Here is a 13,503-nt window from a genome sequence, read left to right on the forward strand (position 1 = left end):
GCGGCCGCCGGCGTCATCGGTTCAGGATCTTCAGCCAGACATCGCCGAGGATGATCGGCTCGCGCGGGGGCAGCCAGGTGAGGCCTGCTGCCTTGCCGAGCTCGGCGATGGCGCCTTTGGACTGCAGGTCGGACAGCACCTTATTGACGGCGTCGAGCAGCGCCTTGTCGGTCTCGAGGGCGACGTAGCCGCGGTTGGCCCCGATCGGGTAGTAGTAGCCGGAAGCCGTGATCTTCGTATCGGGATGATCGGCGCGGTAGGCGTCGAACCGGCGCAGATCGAGCAGCGTCGCGTCGAATTCGCCGCGCTCGAGCTCTCCGAGCAGGTCGCTGCGGCCGGGAACGAGGTGGGTGATGTCGTCGATCAGCCTGCCCTTGTCGAAGGTCATCAGAATGGCGTCGCCCAGGGTGCCGCTTTCGATCGTCAGGCGCAGGCCGGCGAGATCGCCGATATCGGTGATCTTGCGGTCCTTGAGCTTGTCCTTGGCCTTGGCACCGAGCACGACGGTCATCGGCGAATAGATGTAGGGCTGGCTTGGCACCAGCACCCCGATCGGGATCCGCCGACGGCGATCATCGCGGGTGGCACCGTCGAAGTCCGGCAGCTTGGCCGTCGTGACGCCAGGTACCTTGAGCGAATCGGTGGTGAAGGCGTAGCCGCCGACCAGCGAGCAGAGCCCGTCGGACAGCAGCGCATTGGCCTCGAGCGCCGGGCTGGAATCCTCGTCGAGCTTGCTCTCGAACCACTGGATCTTGAGCGGCCGTCCAAGCCGCTCGGCAATGGTCTGCGCGAGCGCGACGTCGAATCCGGCATCCGGCTTGCCGCGATGATGCGCCGACAGCGGCGGGAGGTCCTCGTCGAGACAAACCTTGAGCGGATCGTTGGCAGCTTGCGCCGCCGCCATGGCGAGGAGCAGGGCGGTCGCTGCCGCAACGAGGGCCCTCATGGGGTCCTCCGGCTCGACACGAAGGCCCAGACGTCGGCGATCTCCTGCTCGCTCAGAATGTCGAGCCAGGGCGGCATCTTGCCGTTCTTGCCTTGCTTCACGGTGGTCACGAAACGCGTCTTGTCGTCGGGAAAGGCACGCAGGTCCGGCGTGATGGTGCCGGAGTTGACCATGTTGGGCCCATGGCAATGCGAGCAGTTCTTGGCATAGGTGACCTTGCCCAGGTCTGTCTGACCCTGAAGATCGATTGCACTGGTTTGCTGTGCGGCCGCCGGGATCAATGTGATCAAGGCCGCCGCGACGGCGGCGAAGATCGCCGCCGTCAACAGGGTTACTCTTTCAGTCACGTGGGCTCCGCGCTCAGTTCTTCACCGCGAAAACCCACAGCGAGCCGCCGGGTGGCACCTTGGCAAGCCGCTCGTCGCCGGAGAACAGCGAATAGACGCCGCCATAGCCCGAGGTAACGGCGACATACTGCACGCCGTCCTGCTGCCAGGTGACGGGCTGTCCTTCGATGCCCGAGCCGGTCTGGAACTGCCAGAGCTTCTTGCCGGTGTCGGCGTCGAACGCCTCGAATTCGCCGGTCAGCTGACCGGAGAACACCACGCCGCCGGCGGTGGAGAGCACGCCGGAGAAGCGCGGAATGTCGCTCGGCGCTTCCCACTTCGCCTTGCCGGTCATCGGATCGATCGCCTTGAGATGGCCGCGCGGTCCGGTGCCCCATTCCCAGGGATCGGTGAGGTCCATGCCGAGATACCATTCGCCCTGCTTGAACGTCACCGGCTCGGACTTGTAGTGGCCGCCGAAGGCGAGCGTGTTGGCATAGGCGAGGCCGGTCTGCGGATTGAACGACATCGGCTCCCAGTTCTTGCCGCCGAGGATCGACGGATAGACCGTGACCTTCTTGCCGTCACGCGCATCCTTGGCGACGTCGGTCTCGATCGGGCGGCCGGTCTTCATGTCGACGCCGGTGGCCCAGTTGACGTTCACATAGGGATTGGCCGCCAGCAGCTTCCCGTTGGTGCGGTCGAGCACGTAGAAGAAGCCGTTGCGGTTGGCGTCCATCAGCACCTTGGTCGGCTTGCCCTCGACGTTCATGTCGGCAAGCACCATCTCGGCCACCGAGTCATAGTCGAACGGATTGTTCGGCGAGAACTGGTAATGCCACTTGATCTTGCCGGTCTTCGGATCGAGCGCGAGCACCGAGCAGGTATAGAGGTTGTCGCCCGGACGCACTGCCGAGTTGAACGGGCCGGGATTGCCGATGCCCCAATATACCGTGTTCAATTCGGCGTCGTAGGAGCCGGTGATCCAGGTCGATCCGCCACCGAGCTTCCAGGTGTCGCCCTTCCAGGTATCGCCACCGGGCTCGTCCGGGGTCGGGATCGAGTAGGTCCGCCACAGCTTCTTGCCGGTTGCGGGATCCCAGCCGTCGATGAAGCCGCGGGTGCCGAACTCGGCGCCTGAGATGCCGGTGATCACGACGCCGTCGGCGACCAAGGGCGCTACCGTCATCGAGTAGCCTTCCTTGATGTCGGCCGCCTTCTCGCGCCACAGCTCCTTGCCGGTCTTGGCATCGAGCGCGATCACATTGGCGTCGAGCGTGGTGCGGAACAGCTTGCCGTCATACAGCGCTGCGCCGCGGTTGATGATGCCGCAGCAGACGATACGCGGCGTCTCGGCGGGATATTCGACCTTGGTCTTCCAGATCTGCTTGCCGGTCTTGGCGTCGACCGCGATCGTGGCGTTGTGCGTCGTGACGTAGAGGACGCCCTGATAGACGAGCGGCTGCGATTCCTCGCTGCGGTCGTCGTTCAAACTGTAATTCCAGACCGGCACCAGATTCTTGACGGTGTCCTTGTTGATCTGGTTCAGCGTTGAAAAGCGCTGAAGATTGTAACCCATGCCATAATTGAGAACGTTCGATGTATCGGTCGCCCCTTTGACCAACTGCTCGTTGGTCTGGGCGCTTGCACCATACGATGCAAGAATCACGAGGCTTGCGGCCAGCGCAATGCGTCTCATCCTATCCTCCCAATGAACCTTTTTCTGCACGCCTATTCCTGACGTTGCGGGCGGAACCATCCGCCTGAAAGCAAAACGGGTCAATACGAAAACGTGAACGAACCCCCAAGACAACGCGGGAGACTTGTTGAGCTCGTCAGGTTTTCGCAAATGCATCCGTGGCTTACCGCTGCGTGGAATACTCAACACCAGGCGCGGACCGCCGTTATGTCGCAGCGCGAACGGTTCAATCAGCTTGACGGCGCGTGGGGACAGGCACTGGGCCGCGGCTTGGTGCCCCGCTTGTCCGGCGGCACGTTGCAATTGTCGATGCGTTGCTCGTCGGTCCATTTGCGGCCGAGCCGCTCCTTGCCGGTGAGCGAGCGCTGCTGGACCGTCTCCGCCGATCGGGCAGGGGCGGCGTTCTGCGCGAACGCGGGCACGATCAGGCCGAGTGCAACGAGGCAGCCCAATGTAGTCCTGCAAATATCGCTCATGGGTCACCCCGCTGGTCCTGGTGCGATGCAGTCAACAGACCACCACTGATGATCGAGCCGGCCGTCACTTGCCACCCGAAACCCGACAGGGCCTCGCGGAGTACGAACTGTGGGAAGCTTGGTTGAAGCTGCTATGCTAGGGTTCGATCGCAGAGCACGCTCCGCATCTTCGGACGAGCGCACTTGAGGGAGACGAATGATGATTTCGCGCCGATCGCTTGCCTTGACTTTGGCTGCTGCCGTTCTGTCAGGTCCCGCTCTGGCCGGATCAGGTGGTCGCAGCGCGCTCAAGATGCTCGATCCGGACAATGACGGCACGGTCGATCTTGCCGAAGCCAAGAAGGCGGCGGCCGATCTGTTCGCAAAGCTTGATCCCGATCACGACGGCACGCTCGATGTGCGCGAACTGCGCGGACGGCTGACCGCGAAAGAGCTCAAAATGGCGGATCCGGATCACGACGGCACCCTGACGCTCGACGAATACCTCGCGGTGGTCGAGCAGCGTTTCAAGGCCGCCGATCCCGACAATGACGGAACGCTGGACGCGAAAGAGCTGAAGTCGCGCGCCGGCCGCGCTCTGCTGCGCCTGCTCAAATAGGGGCTTGCCGGCGAGCCTCGCCGGGCGGATTCCAGATATTGACGCTGGATTCCGCGCATAACAAAAAAAGTTGCGATTTCGCTCTTGGGCAAGACCTGGCTGGCGCAATCGGGTCTGCTTATCGGCGCGTCGCTGCCCGGCAGCAGGAAAATCCCTGACGGATCAATGTCGGAATTTCCCAGCCGTTTCAGAGCCGGGCAGGCGTCAGCGAGCCGTCGTCCGTTTCGGCATGTCCAGCAGCGAAGTCGGGTGCCTACCAGCCCGGCTTGCGCCCTGGAAAGGCCAGTCCTAGCTTGCCGCGCGGCGCGAGGCTTGCGCCAACTTTTACTTGGGAGAACGAAATGGCCTGGAAAACACCGAAGATCGTCGAAGTGCCGGTGGGCATGGAAATCAACATGTACGCCTGCGCAGCGCGCAAGTAACGCCATCTGACGACCTGCCGCGGCTTCGATGGCAAACTCCGTCGAAGCCGCGGCAGTGTCGATGTGTCTTTTCATCTCTGGGCGCCCGCCGAATAGATCGCGCTCGCGTCGTCGCGGCAAGCTCAATCTGATCTTCGACGATCCCGCCCAAACCTCCGCCATCCATCGCTCGATCGTGCTGCGCCGACGCCTGGTCAGCGCCGCTTGCTGCTTGTGAAGCGAGCCTGCTTCAGATCGTCACCTGCCCTGCACGTGTTCACGGGCGGCTCTTGAAGCACGCATATCGGAGCGCAAGGGTCGGCAGCACCAGCAGACTCAGCGCCATCGACGTCATCAGACCTCCCAGGATGACGATCGCCATCGGGCCCTCGATTTCACGTCCCGGTTCGCCTGCGCCGATCGCGAGCGGCAGCAATCCGAGCCCGGTCACGAGCGACGTCATCAGGATCGGGACGAGGCGGTCGGCCGCGCCCTCGATCACGGTATCCAGTCCCCACGCGCGCCCATCGACGAGGACGAGGTGCTCGTAGTGCGAGATCATCAGGATGGAGTTGCGCAGCGTGATTCCGAACAGCGTGACGAAGCCGACCATCGACCCCAGCGAAAGCAGGCCGCCGGTCAACGCCAACGCGAACACGCCGCCGACAAAAGCGAACGGCAGATTGATCATGACCAGCAACAGGTTTCGCCAATGGCCGGTCACCATGGCAAGCAGAACGACGATACCGGTCCCGGCCAGTAGCGAGTTGACGATGAGATCGTGCCGCGAGCGGGCCTGGGCCTCGGCCGCTCCGGCGAATTCCACCCGGGCACCGGGTGGCAGCGTGACCTCGCGGGCAAGCTTGCGTTTGGCGGCGGCCACGAAGGATTCGAGATCGCGTCCGCTGACGTTCGCCGTGACGGTCTGAACGCGCTGCGCATTGAGGTGCTGGATCTGATAACGGCCCGAGGTCTCGTAGACGTCGGCGATCTGCTTCAGCTGAATGTAGGCGCCGCTCGGCGTGCGCACCGGCAGGTCGCCGATCTGAGTAATCCGGGCGCGGTCATGCGCGTCGAGGATCACGATCACATCGAAGACGGCGTTGCCTTCATATCCCTGGCCGACGACGTCGCCCTGATAGGCCGTGCGTATCAGTTCGAGCACCTCGACCGCATCGAGCCCCCAGCGTTGCAGATCGGTTGGGCGCAGCGTGACGTTGACCTGCGGCATCCCCGACGGGGTTCGTTGCTGCACGTCGGCGGCACCCGCGACTTCATCCAATTCTCGCGCGGCATCGTGTGCAGCGCGCTCGAGTGCATCGAGATCGGGTCCGTAGATGTTGATGACCACCGCCGCGCTGAAGCCGGAGACGGTCTCCTCGACGCGTTCCGTCAGGTAGGTCTTGCTCGAGAAGGAAACCCCGGGAAAGTCGGCAAGCGCGGCCCGGATGCGGGCTTCTGCTGTGGATTGTGCCTTACCCGAGAGTCCCGGCTCCAGGTCGACCTCGAACTCGCTGGAATGCGGACCGACCGTGTCGATGCCGGCTTCGGCCCGGCCGGCATGCTGCGCCACCCGGCGTACACCCGGGATTTTCAGGAGTGTATCCGTCATCAGCTTGCCGATGCGAAGCGATTCGTCGAGCGAGGTGCCGGGGATTGCGGAGACGTGCAGGATCAGATGGCCTTCCCGTAGATCCGGCAGGAAGGTGCCGCCGAAGAACGGCAGCATCGCAGCGCCGGCGATCGTGAGAGCCGCGGCCGCCGTCATCACCAGCTTCGGGTAACGGCCGATCCGACGCAGCAGCGCCTGGTAGTAGCGGCGAGACCACCGCACCGCAGGCGGTTCATGCAGACGCTGTCCGCCGGTCCTGCCGACGAGGAGCAGCATGGAGAGCGCCGGCGTCACCGTGAGCGCGACCGCGAGTGAGGCGAGCACGGCGAAGATGTAGGCGATGCCCAGCGGGCCGAACAGACGGCCGGCAATGCCTGACAGCGCCAGGATCGGGAGGAAGACCAGCAGCACCGCAAACGTCGCATAGGCAACGGCGGTGCGCACTTCGAGGAAGGCGTCAAGCACAACGCGCGCCTCCGGTCTCGGCGCCGCCGCCCGGCGGTTCTCGCGCAACCGACGGACGACATTCTCGACGCCGATCACGGCGTCGTCGACGACTTCGCCGATCGCGATGGCGAGGCCGCCCAGCGTCATCGTGTTGAGCGTTTCACCCATCCATTGCAGCGCGAGCACGGCCGCGATCAACGACAACGGGATGGCGGTGCAGCTGATGATCGAGGTGCGCCAGTCGAACAGAAATAGAAAGAGCACGACGACCACGAGCACGCCACCGATCAACAGGGCGTTGAGCACGTTCTCGGTCGCCGCGTCGATGAAATTGGCGGGCCGGAAGATGTCCGCATGGAGCCGAACGCCGTCGGCTTCGAGGCCAGGTCGCAGTTCCTGCAGGGCGGCTTCCGCCCGCGTGGTGACCTCTCGGGTATTCGCGCCGTATTGCTGGCTCACCATGAGCATGATGCCAGGCTGGCCGTCGATCAGGGCGGCCCCGATCGGCGGCTCGGGTGCAGTCACGACGGTGGCGACGTCGCCGAGAACCACGCTTGCACCGCCTTCGTGCAGAAGAACGGTGCGGGCCAGCTGGTCGGGCGTCAAGGACTGCCCCTGGGTTTGCAGCGTGATGCGCTGATTGGCCGTATCGATGAAGCCGGCGCCCCGTACGCCGGTGGCCTTGCGCGCAGCGGTCAATACATCATTCAGGCCGACCTTGAACCGGATCAGGTCGTCGGGGCGGACCTGCACCTGCAGTGATCTGACATCCTTGCCGTAGGTGGCTACTTGCGCGACGCCCGGTACGGCCAGGAGCCGTCTTGACACGGTCCAGTCCGCAATGGTGCGCAGATCCATCAGCGAGCGCTTGTCGGACGTCAGGCCGATGACCAGCACCGTGCCGGCCAGCGGGGTCAATGGCGTCATCGATGGCGGCTGCACGCCTTGCGGCAGCCGCGCGGCCACCACCGCGAGACGCTCCGTCACCATTTGGCGCGCCCGGTAGATATCGCTGCCCGGCTGGAACACGACCGTCACCACGGAGAGGCCCTGGATCGACGACGAGCGCAGACTTTCGACGCCGGCCAGACCGTTGATCGACGTTTCGATCGGTTGCGTGACCAGAAGCTCGACATGCTCCGGGCTGAGGCCGGGAGCTTCGGTCTGGATCGTGACCTGTGGTGGAGCGAATTCGGGGAAGACGCCGTATTTGGCCTCGCCGAGCGTGAACAGGCCATAGCCCAGCAGCGCCAACGACAGCGCGAGCACGATGCCGCGGAAGCGGATGGCGAACGCGACGAGAGCGGCTTGCGGGCCCGACCTGCTGGCGCCGATGCCGTCAGTCATTGTCGTCGCCGCCCCGAAGCTGGCTCTTGGCCTCCTCGGACAGCAAGACCTGCGCGCCCCGGATGACGATTTCGGATCCCGACGGGATGTCCCGGACGACGTAGTCGTCATCCGAGACCGGCTGATCCGTGCTGATCGGAAGCCGCCGGAAGCTGTCGGGGCTCACGCGCAGGTAAACCCAGGATCGGCCCTGCCATCGCACGATCGCGGTATCTTCGATGAACACGCCCTCGTAGGTGTTGCCGGACGGCACATAGACCGTCGTGTTCATGCCGGGCAGCAGGCCGCTGTCGCCGGGCGCGGAGAAGAAATAGCTCAGTCCCTGAATGCGGGGGTCGGTGCGCGTTGCCGGGGAGACGTACTGGAGATCGATATTCGCATTTCGCGTCGGCGCCTGCGCCAGAGCCGTTCCCGGAGTCCCGGTGACACTGACGCCGGGCGGCAGCGTTACCTGAACCAGAAACTGATCGCGCTCGATCAGCCTGACAACGGCGGGCGAGCGCTCGACGATTCCGCGGCCGATCACCGGCCCCCATTCCTGCTGCGCTGTCGCAGCGAGCGTCCGGAGCTGCGATTCCGCCGCGGCAAGCGCCGCCTTGTCGGTTCGCAACGTTCCCTCGGCGGTTTCGGCTTCCTTTCTCGGCAGCGCGGCGGAGTCGACGAGATTCTTGGTCCGGTCGAATGCGCTCTTCGCGACTTCGAGCTTGGCCTGCGCGGTCTGAAGTTGCGCCTGCGCATTGGCGTAGCTGTTGGTGAGCTCCGTGATGCGGGAGATGTCGAGCACTGCACCGTAGGCGCGGAATTGCTCAGGATGCGGGGCGGCTTGCACAACCGCGGTTTCGAGCCCGACCTGTCCCTGCTGGCCGGGCGTCAGCTTGACCGGCGCCTGGTCGCTGTTTGCGGTGCGGGAAGGCTCGGTGCGGCTCGAATCCGATTTGTCTGACTGCGGCTCCGCGGAGGCACGGCGAACCTGACCCGTGAGAGGCCAAGCGCCTGCTGCGAGCGCCAGCAAGCACACAGCGACCGCGACGCCGCGCCGGGAGGTTTCCGTAAGAGCCATCAGCCTGTTAGCAGTTGTAGGGAACCAGCTTATTGGCGAAATGAACTGGCGGCAAGGCGCCGGTTTCACGGCTGCCGGCTCGGACAATTTCGGCGTTCTTGCGGGGCCGTGACCGCCGGGTTCCGCTTGATCTCGCACGGAGTTGAAACTTCCGGCTGCTGCGGGCGTAGCGCTTATGTTATCTTTTGACGACGCCCGCGAGGTTTCAGGCATGAACCCGATTGATCTGATTGTCACTGTATGTGCCGTGCTGTCGCCCGCCACCTGCGAGGAGCAGCATCTGGTGTTCAACTGGAGCGGCTCCCTGCAGCAATGCGCCATGGCCGCGCCGCCTTACATCGCGCAGTGGGTCGGCGACCATCCGAAATGGACTGCGGTGCGATGGCGCTGCGAATATCCGCACACCAACGATCGCGCGAGCACGGGCGGCGAACCGCCGGCCGGCTAGCCCTTATTTGTTGCAGTCCTTGAGGTCCTTGTCGGAGACCGAAAACACCGCGTCTGCCTTGATCTCGATGTCGCGGGCGACGCACTGCTTGCCGCCGCTGTAGCCGACCTTGGCATCGTAGCGGCCAGGCTCGACGCCGGTGATGCGCAGGCGCTCGTCGTGGTCGACTTCCTTGTCCTTGTCGTTCAGCGTCTGGTTCGGACCCCACTCGTTCTTGCCCGCTGGCGACAGCTCGAAGCTCGAGATCGTCGCGCTGGTCAGATTCCACAGCCTGACGCCCTTGCCCTTGCTTTGGGCGAGCACGCTCGCCGGCAACACCAGCAACACAACACCAACAGCAATCGACGCACGCGACATCCGACCTCTCCCTACCGCTTCGTCCAAGGATGACGGCGTCTCACATATTTGCAAGGTCCAACTGTGAGAGCTGCCGCTTGATTTCGCCGATCTCTGGCTCGCGGCGCGCGGAGCGCGGTGCAGCGATGGTTTCGACGTGAAGGATTCGGGCTGGCCGTGGCGACAGGAAGAACAGGCGGTCGCCGAGGCGGACGGCGTCGTCGAGATCGTGGGTGACGAGCAACGTCATCATCTTCCGGCTGGCCACCAGCGTCGCGATCTGGTCGCGCAGCCGCCCCGCGAGCGCATTGTCGAGCGATGCCAGTGGCTCGTCGAGGATCAGGAAATCGGGCGAGATGGCGAAGGCGCGGGCGAGCGCGACGCGGCGGGCGAGGCCGAGCGACAGCTCGCCGGGAAAGTGGTTGCTGTGTGCGCTCAGTTCGAGCACCTCGAACAACGCGGACAGCGTGCCGGCGTCGACATCGGGTGCGGCCAGCCGCACGTTCTCCTCGACGGTGCGCCAGGGCAACAGCCGCGGCTCCTGGAATACCATGCCGAGGCGCATGCCGGGCGAGCGCGTGACGTGGCCCTGGTAGTTGGCGTCGAGCCCGGCGAGAATCCGCAGCAGGGTGCTCTTGCCGCAGCCCGACGGCCCGAACAGCACGCCGACCTCGCCGGCGTTCAAGGTGAAGGTGATGTTGTCGAGCACGTCATGCCGCTTGCCGGCCGCGCTCGCAAAACTCTTGCCTGAAATATTGACCTCAAGCTGCACGGAGCCGCCACCGCGTTAGCCTGGTTTCAAACGGCTGCACCAGCGCCGTCTCGATGACGAGCACGACGCCGGCAAAGCTCAGCGAGTAGGCGAGCAGCAAGGGGATGTCGAACAGCTGGAAGGCGACGCCGATCTCGAAGCCGACGCCGTTCGGCCGTCCCAGATATTCGGCGACCAGCACGATCTTCCAGACCAGCGAGAGCCCGGAGCGCGCCGCGGCCGCAATGTAGGGCGCAAGCTGCGGCAGGATGACATGCCGGAAGGCGCGGCCGCGCGGAATGGCGAACGCGGTGGCCATCTCGTCGAGCGCGGGGTCGAGCGCGCGGGCGCCCTCGCGCAGGGTGACGACGGCGGTCGGCAGCTTGTTGATGGCGATCGCCGCGATCGCGGCGACCTCGGTCAGCCCGGCCCAGATATAGGCCAGCACGATGACGACGAGCGCGGGCAGGTTGAGCAGCAGGATCAGCCAGGGATCGCCAAGGCGATTGGCGAGCGAGACGCGGCCCATCAGATAGCCGATCGCCGAGCCCAGCGCCATGGCAAGCGTGAAGGCCAGCGCGACGCGGGCCAGCGTCGCGCCGAGATTGACGAACAATGCCCCCGATCGCGCCTCGGCGGTGAGCACCGACAGCACCGCCGGCGGTGCCGGCAGCTTCGCATCGCCGATCACGAGCGAGGCGATCCACCAGGTCGCGATGAACAGTGCGAAGGACAGGAGGCGCAGCAACGCTAGTCTCCCGGGATCGCTTGATAGAACGTGCCGGGATCGAGCTCGGTCGCGGTGCCGACCAGATCGCGTCCGCCGAGCTGCGCCAGCACCCGGTAGAGCACGCGCGCATCCGCTTCTTCGTCGGCGATCGGACGGCGCGGAATGCCTTCGCGATAGCGATCGCGATAGGCCTGCAGCGTCGCCGGATCCTGCGCACCGGTCAGCGGCGCGATCGTGTCCCATTCAGCATCCGAGGTTGCCAGAATCTCCTTCGCAGCGCGTGTCACGGCGATGAAGCGGGCTACCAGGTCCTTGTTGGCATTGGCCCAGGCTTCGTCGAACACGTAGCCGATCATCGCGATGCGGCCCTTGCTGCCGAGCTTTTGCAGGACGTCCTCCATGCCGGCGAGACGGCGGAAGCCCTTGGCTTCAAGCGCGGCGCAGAAATTCCAGTAGTTGAGCGTCGCATCCATCTCGCCGCCGAGCGTCTTGGCGGCGAGCAGCGGCGGCGCGCCATAGACGATGGTCGCCTGCGACTTCAGATCGACGCCGTCCTGCTTCAATGCGGCCTGCAGCAGCAGCCAGTTCTTGTCGATCGCGCCGCCGGCAACCGCAAGCTTGCGGCCCTTGAGGTCGGCGAGCGTCTTGAGCGGCGAGGCGGCCGGCACCATCACGGCGCCCAGCGCGCTCGAATAGGGATAGAATTGCAGCTTGGCGCCGAGCGAGCGCTCGCGCGACACCCAGGGCCAGTCGGACACCATCACGTCGGCGCTGCCGGATCGCAGCGCGATCTTGCCGGCCTCGGGGCTGGCAAGCTCGACGACGTCGATCGACAGATTGGCCTTCTTGTCGAGACCATGGGAGCGAATGACGGCCAGTTCCCAGGCCAGCGTTCCGGTCTTCTGCGCTGCAACGCGGACGGTCTCCGCATTGCACGAGGTGCCGAACTGCATGACCGCCAGAACTGCCGCAGCCAACACCGTGCGTACAGAGATGATCATCGTTTCTTGAGCCACTTCCCCGAATGTTTTCTTTTCTGATCAACATCCATAGCATAGCTTGCGGGAAGAGAAGAGGAAGCAGGACCATGGCAGGAGCTGGCATGCTACGACCGATTGTCGCCGTCCTGGTGCTCGCCGGGACCGCCATCGGCGTGCGGGCCCAGGAGATCAACGATTATCCGACCTCGGCGCGGGCCGAATACGTATTCGGCTGCATGAAAGCCAATGGCGAATCCCGGCAGTCGATCGAACAATGTTCCTGCTCGATCGACGTGGTTGCCTCGATCATCCCCTATGACCGCTACGTTACCGCCGAGACCGTGCTGAGCATGGCGCAGGTCCGCGGCAATCTGGGCGGCCAGTTCCGCTCGTCGGAGCAGGCCGCCAACGCGCTGAACGACCTCAGGCGGGCGCAGGCCGAGGCCGAAGTCAGGTGCTTCTGAAGTCAGATGCTTCTTGCGTTTCCTGGTGAGAACGCGTCAGGTCCCGGGATTCTCGACCTTCCATTCGTGCTCGAAGATATGCCCTTCGGTGTCCTTGGCTTCGGCACGGAAGAGCTTGGCGCCATTCGAGACGTAGGTGAAGCGGATATTGGGGTCCTCGGAAATCGAGATTCCGCCCTCCATCGCCAGCACCGGGCTGTCGTCTTGCCAGATGTGCAGCTCGTTGACGAAGAAGGCCGGGATGTAGAGCTGCGTGACCTGATCCATCTGCAGGCCTGAATTGTTCGGATGCCCGATCATGATCTGGGCCTCTCGCGTGCTGGTCGCGGGGCCCTGTTCGGACTTTGTGAATTGCCGGTAGCGCATCTGGCCGAGGTGGTTTTTCGCTTCCTCGAGGTTCTTGCCGGCCGGTGCCGAGCAGCCGCCGGATGCCTTGACATAGACCTTGCTGACATAGAGCTTGCCGTCGCTGAGCTCCGCGACGGCATGCACATTGGTGTAGTTGTTGACGCGGACGCGGGTCGAAATCTCGGTGACGTTGGCGTTCGGCCCCAACGTGAATTTCGCGGCCATCGGCGCCGGATTCTCGTCGATCACAAGCGTGATCGCGACGACGCGGCGGCTGTCGCTCGGCTGCAGCCTGGTGCGTAGCGTCACCGGAACGATCGCGGCGTCTTCCGCGCGCACCGGCATCTCGATGCCGATGACGTCGTTGCCGTCATTCATCGGACGGTTGCTGAAGATGTCCTGGACCAGGCCCGGCCAGGGATCATAGCTCTCCGCCGCGGGCGCAGCTGGTGTGCCCAGCGCGATCGCGAGGACGCTGGCGATGCAGAGCAGGCGGGCGCGATGTCCGGTCATGTTCGCGAAATCCTATGCAGC

15 protein-coding genes are annotated in these 13,503 nt (G+C 64.5%); 4 read left to right on the forward strand and 11 right to left on the reverse strand.

From position 1 onward, the window contains the following. Positions 1 to 13: 13 nt before the first annotated feature. The 4 genes from BRSPCE3_RS18335 to BRSPCE3_RS18350 form a co-directional block, all read right to left on the reverse strand. The gene (locus BRSPCE3_RS18335) at positions 14 to 946 is read right to left on the reverse strand and encodes an ABC transporter substrate-binding protein (RefSeq protein WP_244067398.1); all 933 of its coding nucleotides are present in this window, start codon (positions 944 to 946) and stop codon (positions 14 to 16) included. Further along, positions 943 to 1,272: a c-type cytochrome gene (locus BRSPCE3_RS18340; RefSeq protein WP_375709925.1), complete on the reverse strand. Its 330-nt coding sequence runs from the start codon at positions 1,270 to 1,272 to the stop codon at positions 943 to 945. Before BRSPCE3_RS18340 ends, BRSPCE3_RS18335 begins: the two co-directional genes overlap by 4 nt. Before the next feature lie 34 nt (positions 1,273 to 1,306). Beyond that, entirely contained in the window at positions 1,307 to 2,971 is a 1,665-nt protein-coding gene (locus tag BRSPCE3_RS18345) for a methanol/ethanol family PQQ-dependent dehydrogenase (RefSeq protein ID WP_244067400.1), read from the reverse strand. 230 nt (positions 2,972 to 3,201) lie between these two features. Next, positions 3,202 to 3,447, reverse strand: coding sequence for a hypothetical protein (locus BRSPCE3_RS18350; protein ID WP_244067401.1), 246 nt, complete (start codon positions 3,445 to 3,447; stop codon positions 3,202 to 3,204). A 199-nt stretch (positions 3,448 to 3,646) separates the two neighbouring features. On the opposite strand from BRSPCE3_RS18350, the gene BRSPCE3_RS18355 reads away from it, so the two are divergent. Both BRSPCE3_RS18355 and pqqA read left to right on the forward strand, forming a co-directional pair. Continuing rightward, complete coding sequence (locus tag BRSPCE3_RS18355; RefSeq protein WP_244067402.1) at positions 3,647 to 4,045, forward strand: EF-hand domain-containing protein; 399 nt, start codon at positions 3,647 to 3,649, stop codon at positions 4,043 to 4,045. Positions 4,046 to 4,386: 341 nt separating this feature from the next. Beyond that, on the forward strand, positions 4,387 to 4,467 hold the full coding sequence (gene pqqA, locus BRSPCE3_RS18360) for a pyrroloquinoline quinone precursor peptide PqqA (protein WP_009031067.1): 81 nt from the start codon (positions 4,387 to 4,389) through the stop codon (positions 4,465 to 4,467). Positions 4,468 to 4,723: 256 nt separating this feature from the next. Here the strand turns inward: pqqA and BRSPCE3_RS18365 are convergent, their stop codons facing one another. Together BRSPCE3_RS18365 and BRSPCE3_RS18370 are read right to left on the reverse strand one after the other, a co-directional pair. Next, entirely contained in the window at positions 4,724 to 7,852 is a 3,129-nt protein-coding gene (locus BRSPCE3_RS18365) for an efflux RND transporter permease subunit (protein WP_244067403.1), read from the reverse strand. Continuing rightward, positions 7,845 to 8,864 (reverse strand): efflux RND transporter periplasmic adaptor subunit, encoded by a 1,020-nt coding sequence (locus tag BRSPCE3_RS18370; protein ID WP_244067404.1) that lies wholly within the window; start codon positions 8,862 to 8,864, stop codon positions 7,845 to 7,847. Before BRSPCE3_RS18370 ends, BRSPCE3_RS18365 begins: the two co-directional genes overlap by 8 nt. 259 nt (positions 8,865 to 9,123) lie before the next feature. On the opposite strand from BRSPCE3_RS18370, the gene BRSPCE3_RS18375 reads away from it, so the two are divergent. Continuing rightward, positions 9,124 to 9,360: a hypothetical protein gene (locus tag BRSPCE3_RS18375; RefSeq protein WP_244067406.1), complete on the forward strand. Its 237-nt coding sequence runs from the start codon at positions 9,124 to 9,126 to the stop codon at positions 9,358 to 9,360. 3 nt (positions 9,361 to 9,363) lie between these two features. Here BRSPCE3_RS18375 and BRSPCE3_RS18380 read toward each other — a convergent pair whose 3' ends face one another. Genes BRSPCE3_RS18380 through BRSPCE3_RS18395 form a run of 4 tightly spaced genes read right to left on the reverse strand, consistent with a single transcriptional unit; the run spans position 9,364 to position 12,130 of the window. Further along, entirely contained in the window at positions 9,364 to 9,717 is a 354-nt protein-coding gene (locus tag BRSPCE3_RS18380) for a hypothetical protein (protein ID WP_244067408.1), read from the reverse strand. A 40-nt stretch (positions 9,718 to 9,757) separates the two neighbouring features. Beyond that, the gene (locus BRSPCE3_RS18385; protein ID WP_244067409.1) at positions 9,758 to 10,468 is read right to left on the reverse strand and encodes an ABC transporter ATP-binding protein; all 711 of its coding nucleotides are present in this window, start codon (positions 10,466 to 10,468) and stop codon (positions 9,758 to 9,760) included. Beyond that, positions 10,458 to 11,195 carry an ABC transporter permease gene (locus tag BRSPCE3_RS18390; protein ID WP_244067410.1) on the reverse strand — a complete coding sequence of 246 codons (738 nt, stop codon included), beginning with the start codon at positions 11,193 to 11,195 and terminating at the stop codon, positions 10,458 to 10,460. The genes BRSPCE3_RS18385 and BRSPCE3_RS18390 overlap by 11 nt, the downstream gene beginning before the upstream one ends. 2 nt (positions 11,196 to 11,197) lie before the next feature. Next, the gene (locus BRSPCE3_RS18395) at positions 11,198 to 12,130 is read right to left on the reverse strand and encodes an ABC transporter substrate-binding protein (RefSeq protein ID WP_244067932.1); all 933 of its coding nucleotides are present in this window, start codon (positions 12,128 to 12,130) and stop codon (positions 11,198 to 11,200) included. Between the two features lie 149 nt (positions 12,131 to 12,279). Here BRSPCE3_RS18395 and BRSPCE3_RS18400 point away from each other — a divergent pair, with 149 nt between their 5' ends. After that, a complete protein-coding gene (locus BRSPCE3_RS18400; RefSeq protein ID WP_375709926.1) occupies positions 12,280 to 12,621 on the forward strand; it encodes a hypothetical protein in 342 nt (113 codons plus the stop codon). A gap of 36 nt (positions 12,622 to 12,657) precedes the next feature. Here BRSPCE3_RS18400 and BRSPCE3_RS18405 read toward each other — a convergent pair whose 3' ends face one another. Beyond that, positions 12,658 to 13,482, reverse strand: coding sequence for a quinoprotein dehydrogenase-associated SoxYZ-like carrier (locus tag BRSPCE3_RS18405; RefSeq protein WP_244067413.1), 825 nt, complete (start codon positions 13,480 to 13,482; stop codon positions 12,658 to 12,660). Positions 13,483 to 13,503 lie beyond the last annotated feature (21 nt).

The sequence above is a fragment of the Bradyrhizobium sp. Ce-3 genome (genome assembly GCF_022835695.1).
In the GTDB taxonomy this organism is placed as follows: domain Bacteria; phylum Pseudomonadota; class Alphaproteobacteria; order Rhizobiales; family Xanthobacteraceae; genus Bradyrhizobium.

Excerpts from the sequence above, each read along its gene's own strand:
- BRSPCE3_RS18335 (WP_244067398.1), bottom strand. The coding sequence starts at position 946 with ATGAGGGCCCTCGTTGCGGCAGCGACCGCCCTGCTCCTCGCCATGGCG.
- BRSPCE3_RS18345 (WP_244067400.1), bottom strand. The coding sequence starts at position 2,971 with ATGAGACGCATTGCGCTGGCCGCAAGCCTCGTGATTCTTGCATCGTAT.
- BRSPCE3_RS18350 (WP_244067401.1), bottom strand. The coding sequence starts at position 3,447 with ATGAGCGATATTTGCAGGACTACATTGGGCTGCCTCGTTGCACTCGGC.
- BRSPCE3_RS18355 (WP_244067402.1), top strand. The coding sequence starts at position 3,647 with ATGATTTCGCGCCGATCGCTTGCCTTGACTTTGGCTGCTGCCGTTCTG.
- pqqA (WP_009031067.1), top strand. The coding sequence starts at position 4,387 with ATGGCCTGGAAAACACCGAAGATCGTCGAAGTGCCGGTGGGCATGGAA.
- BRSPCE3_RS18365 (WP_244067403.1), bottom strand. The coding sequence starts at position 7,852 with ATGACTGACGGCATCGGCGCCAGCAGGTCGGGCCCGCAAGCCGCTCTC.
- BRSPCE3_RS18375 (WP_244067406.1), top strand. The coding sequence starts at position 9,124 with ATGAACCCGATTGATCTGATTGTCACTGTATGTGCCGTGCTGTCGCCC.
- BRSPCE3_RS18380 (WP_244067408.1), bottom strand. The coding sequence starts at position 9,717 with ATGTCGCGTGCGTCGATTGCTGTTGGTGTTGTGTTGCTGGTGTTGCCG.
- BRSPCE3_RS18395 (WP_244067932.1), bottom strand. The coding sequence starts at position 12,130 with ATGCAGTTCGGCACCTCGTGCAATGCGGAGACCGTCCGCGTTGCAGCG.
- BRSPCE3_RS18400 (WP_375709926.1), top strand. The coding sequence starts at position 12,280 with ATGCTACGACCGATTGTCGCCGTCCTGGTGCTCGCCGGGACCGCCATC.
- BRSPCE3_RS18405 (WP_244067413.1), bottom strand. The coding sequence starts at position 13,482 with ATGACCGGACATCGCGCCCGCCTGCTCTGCATCGCCAGCGTCCTCGCG.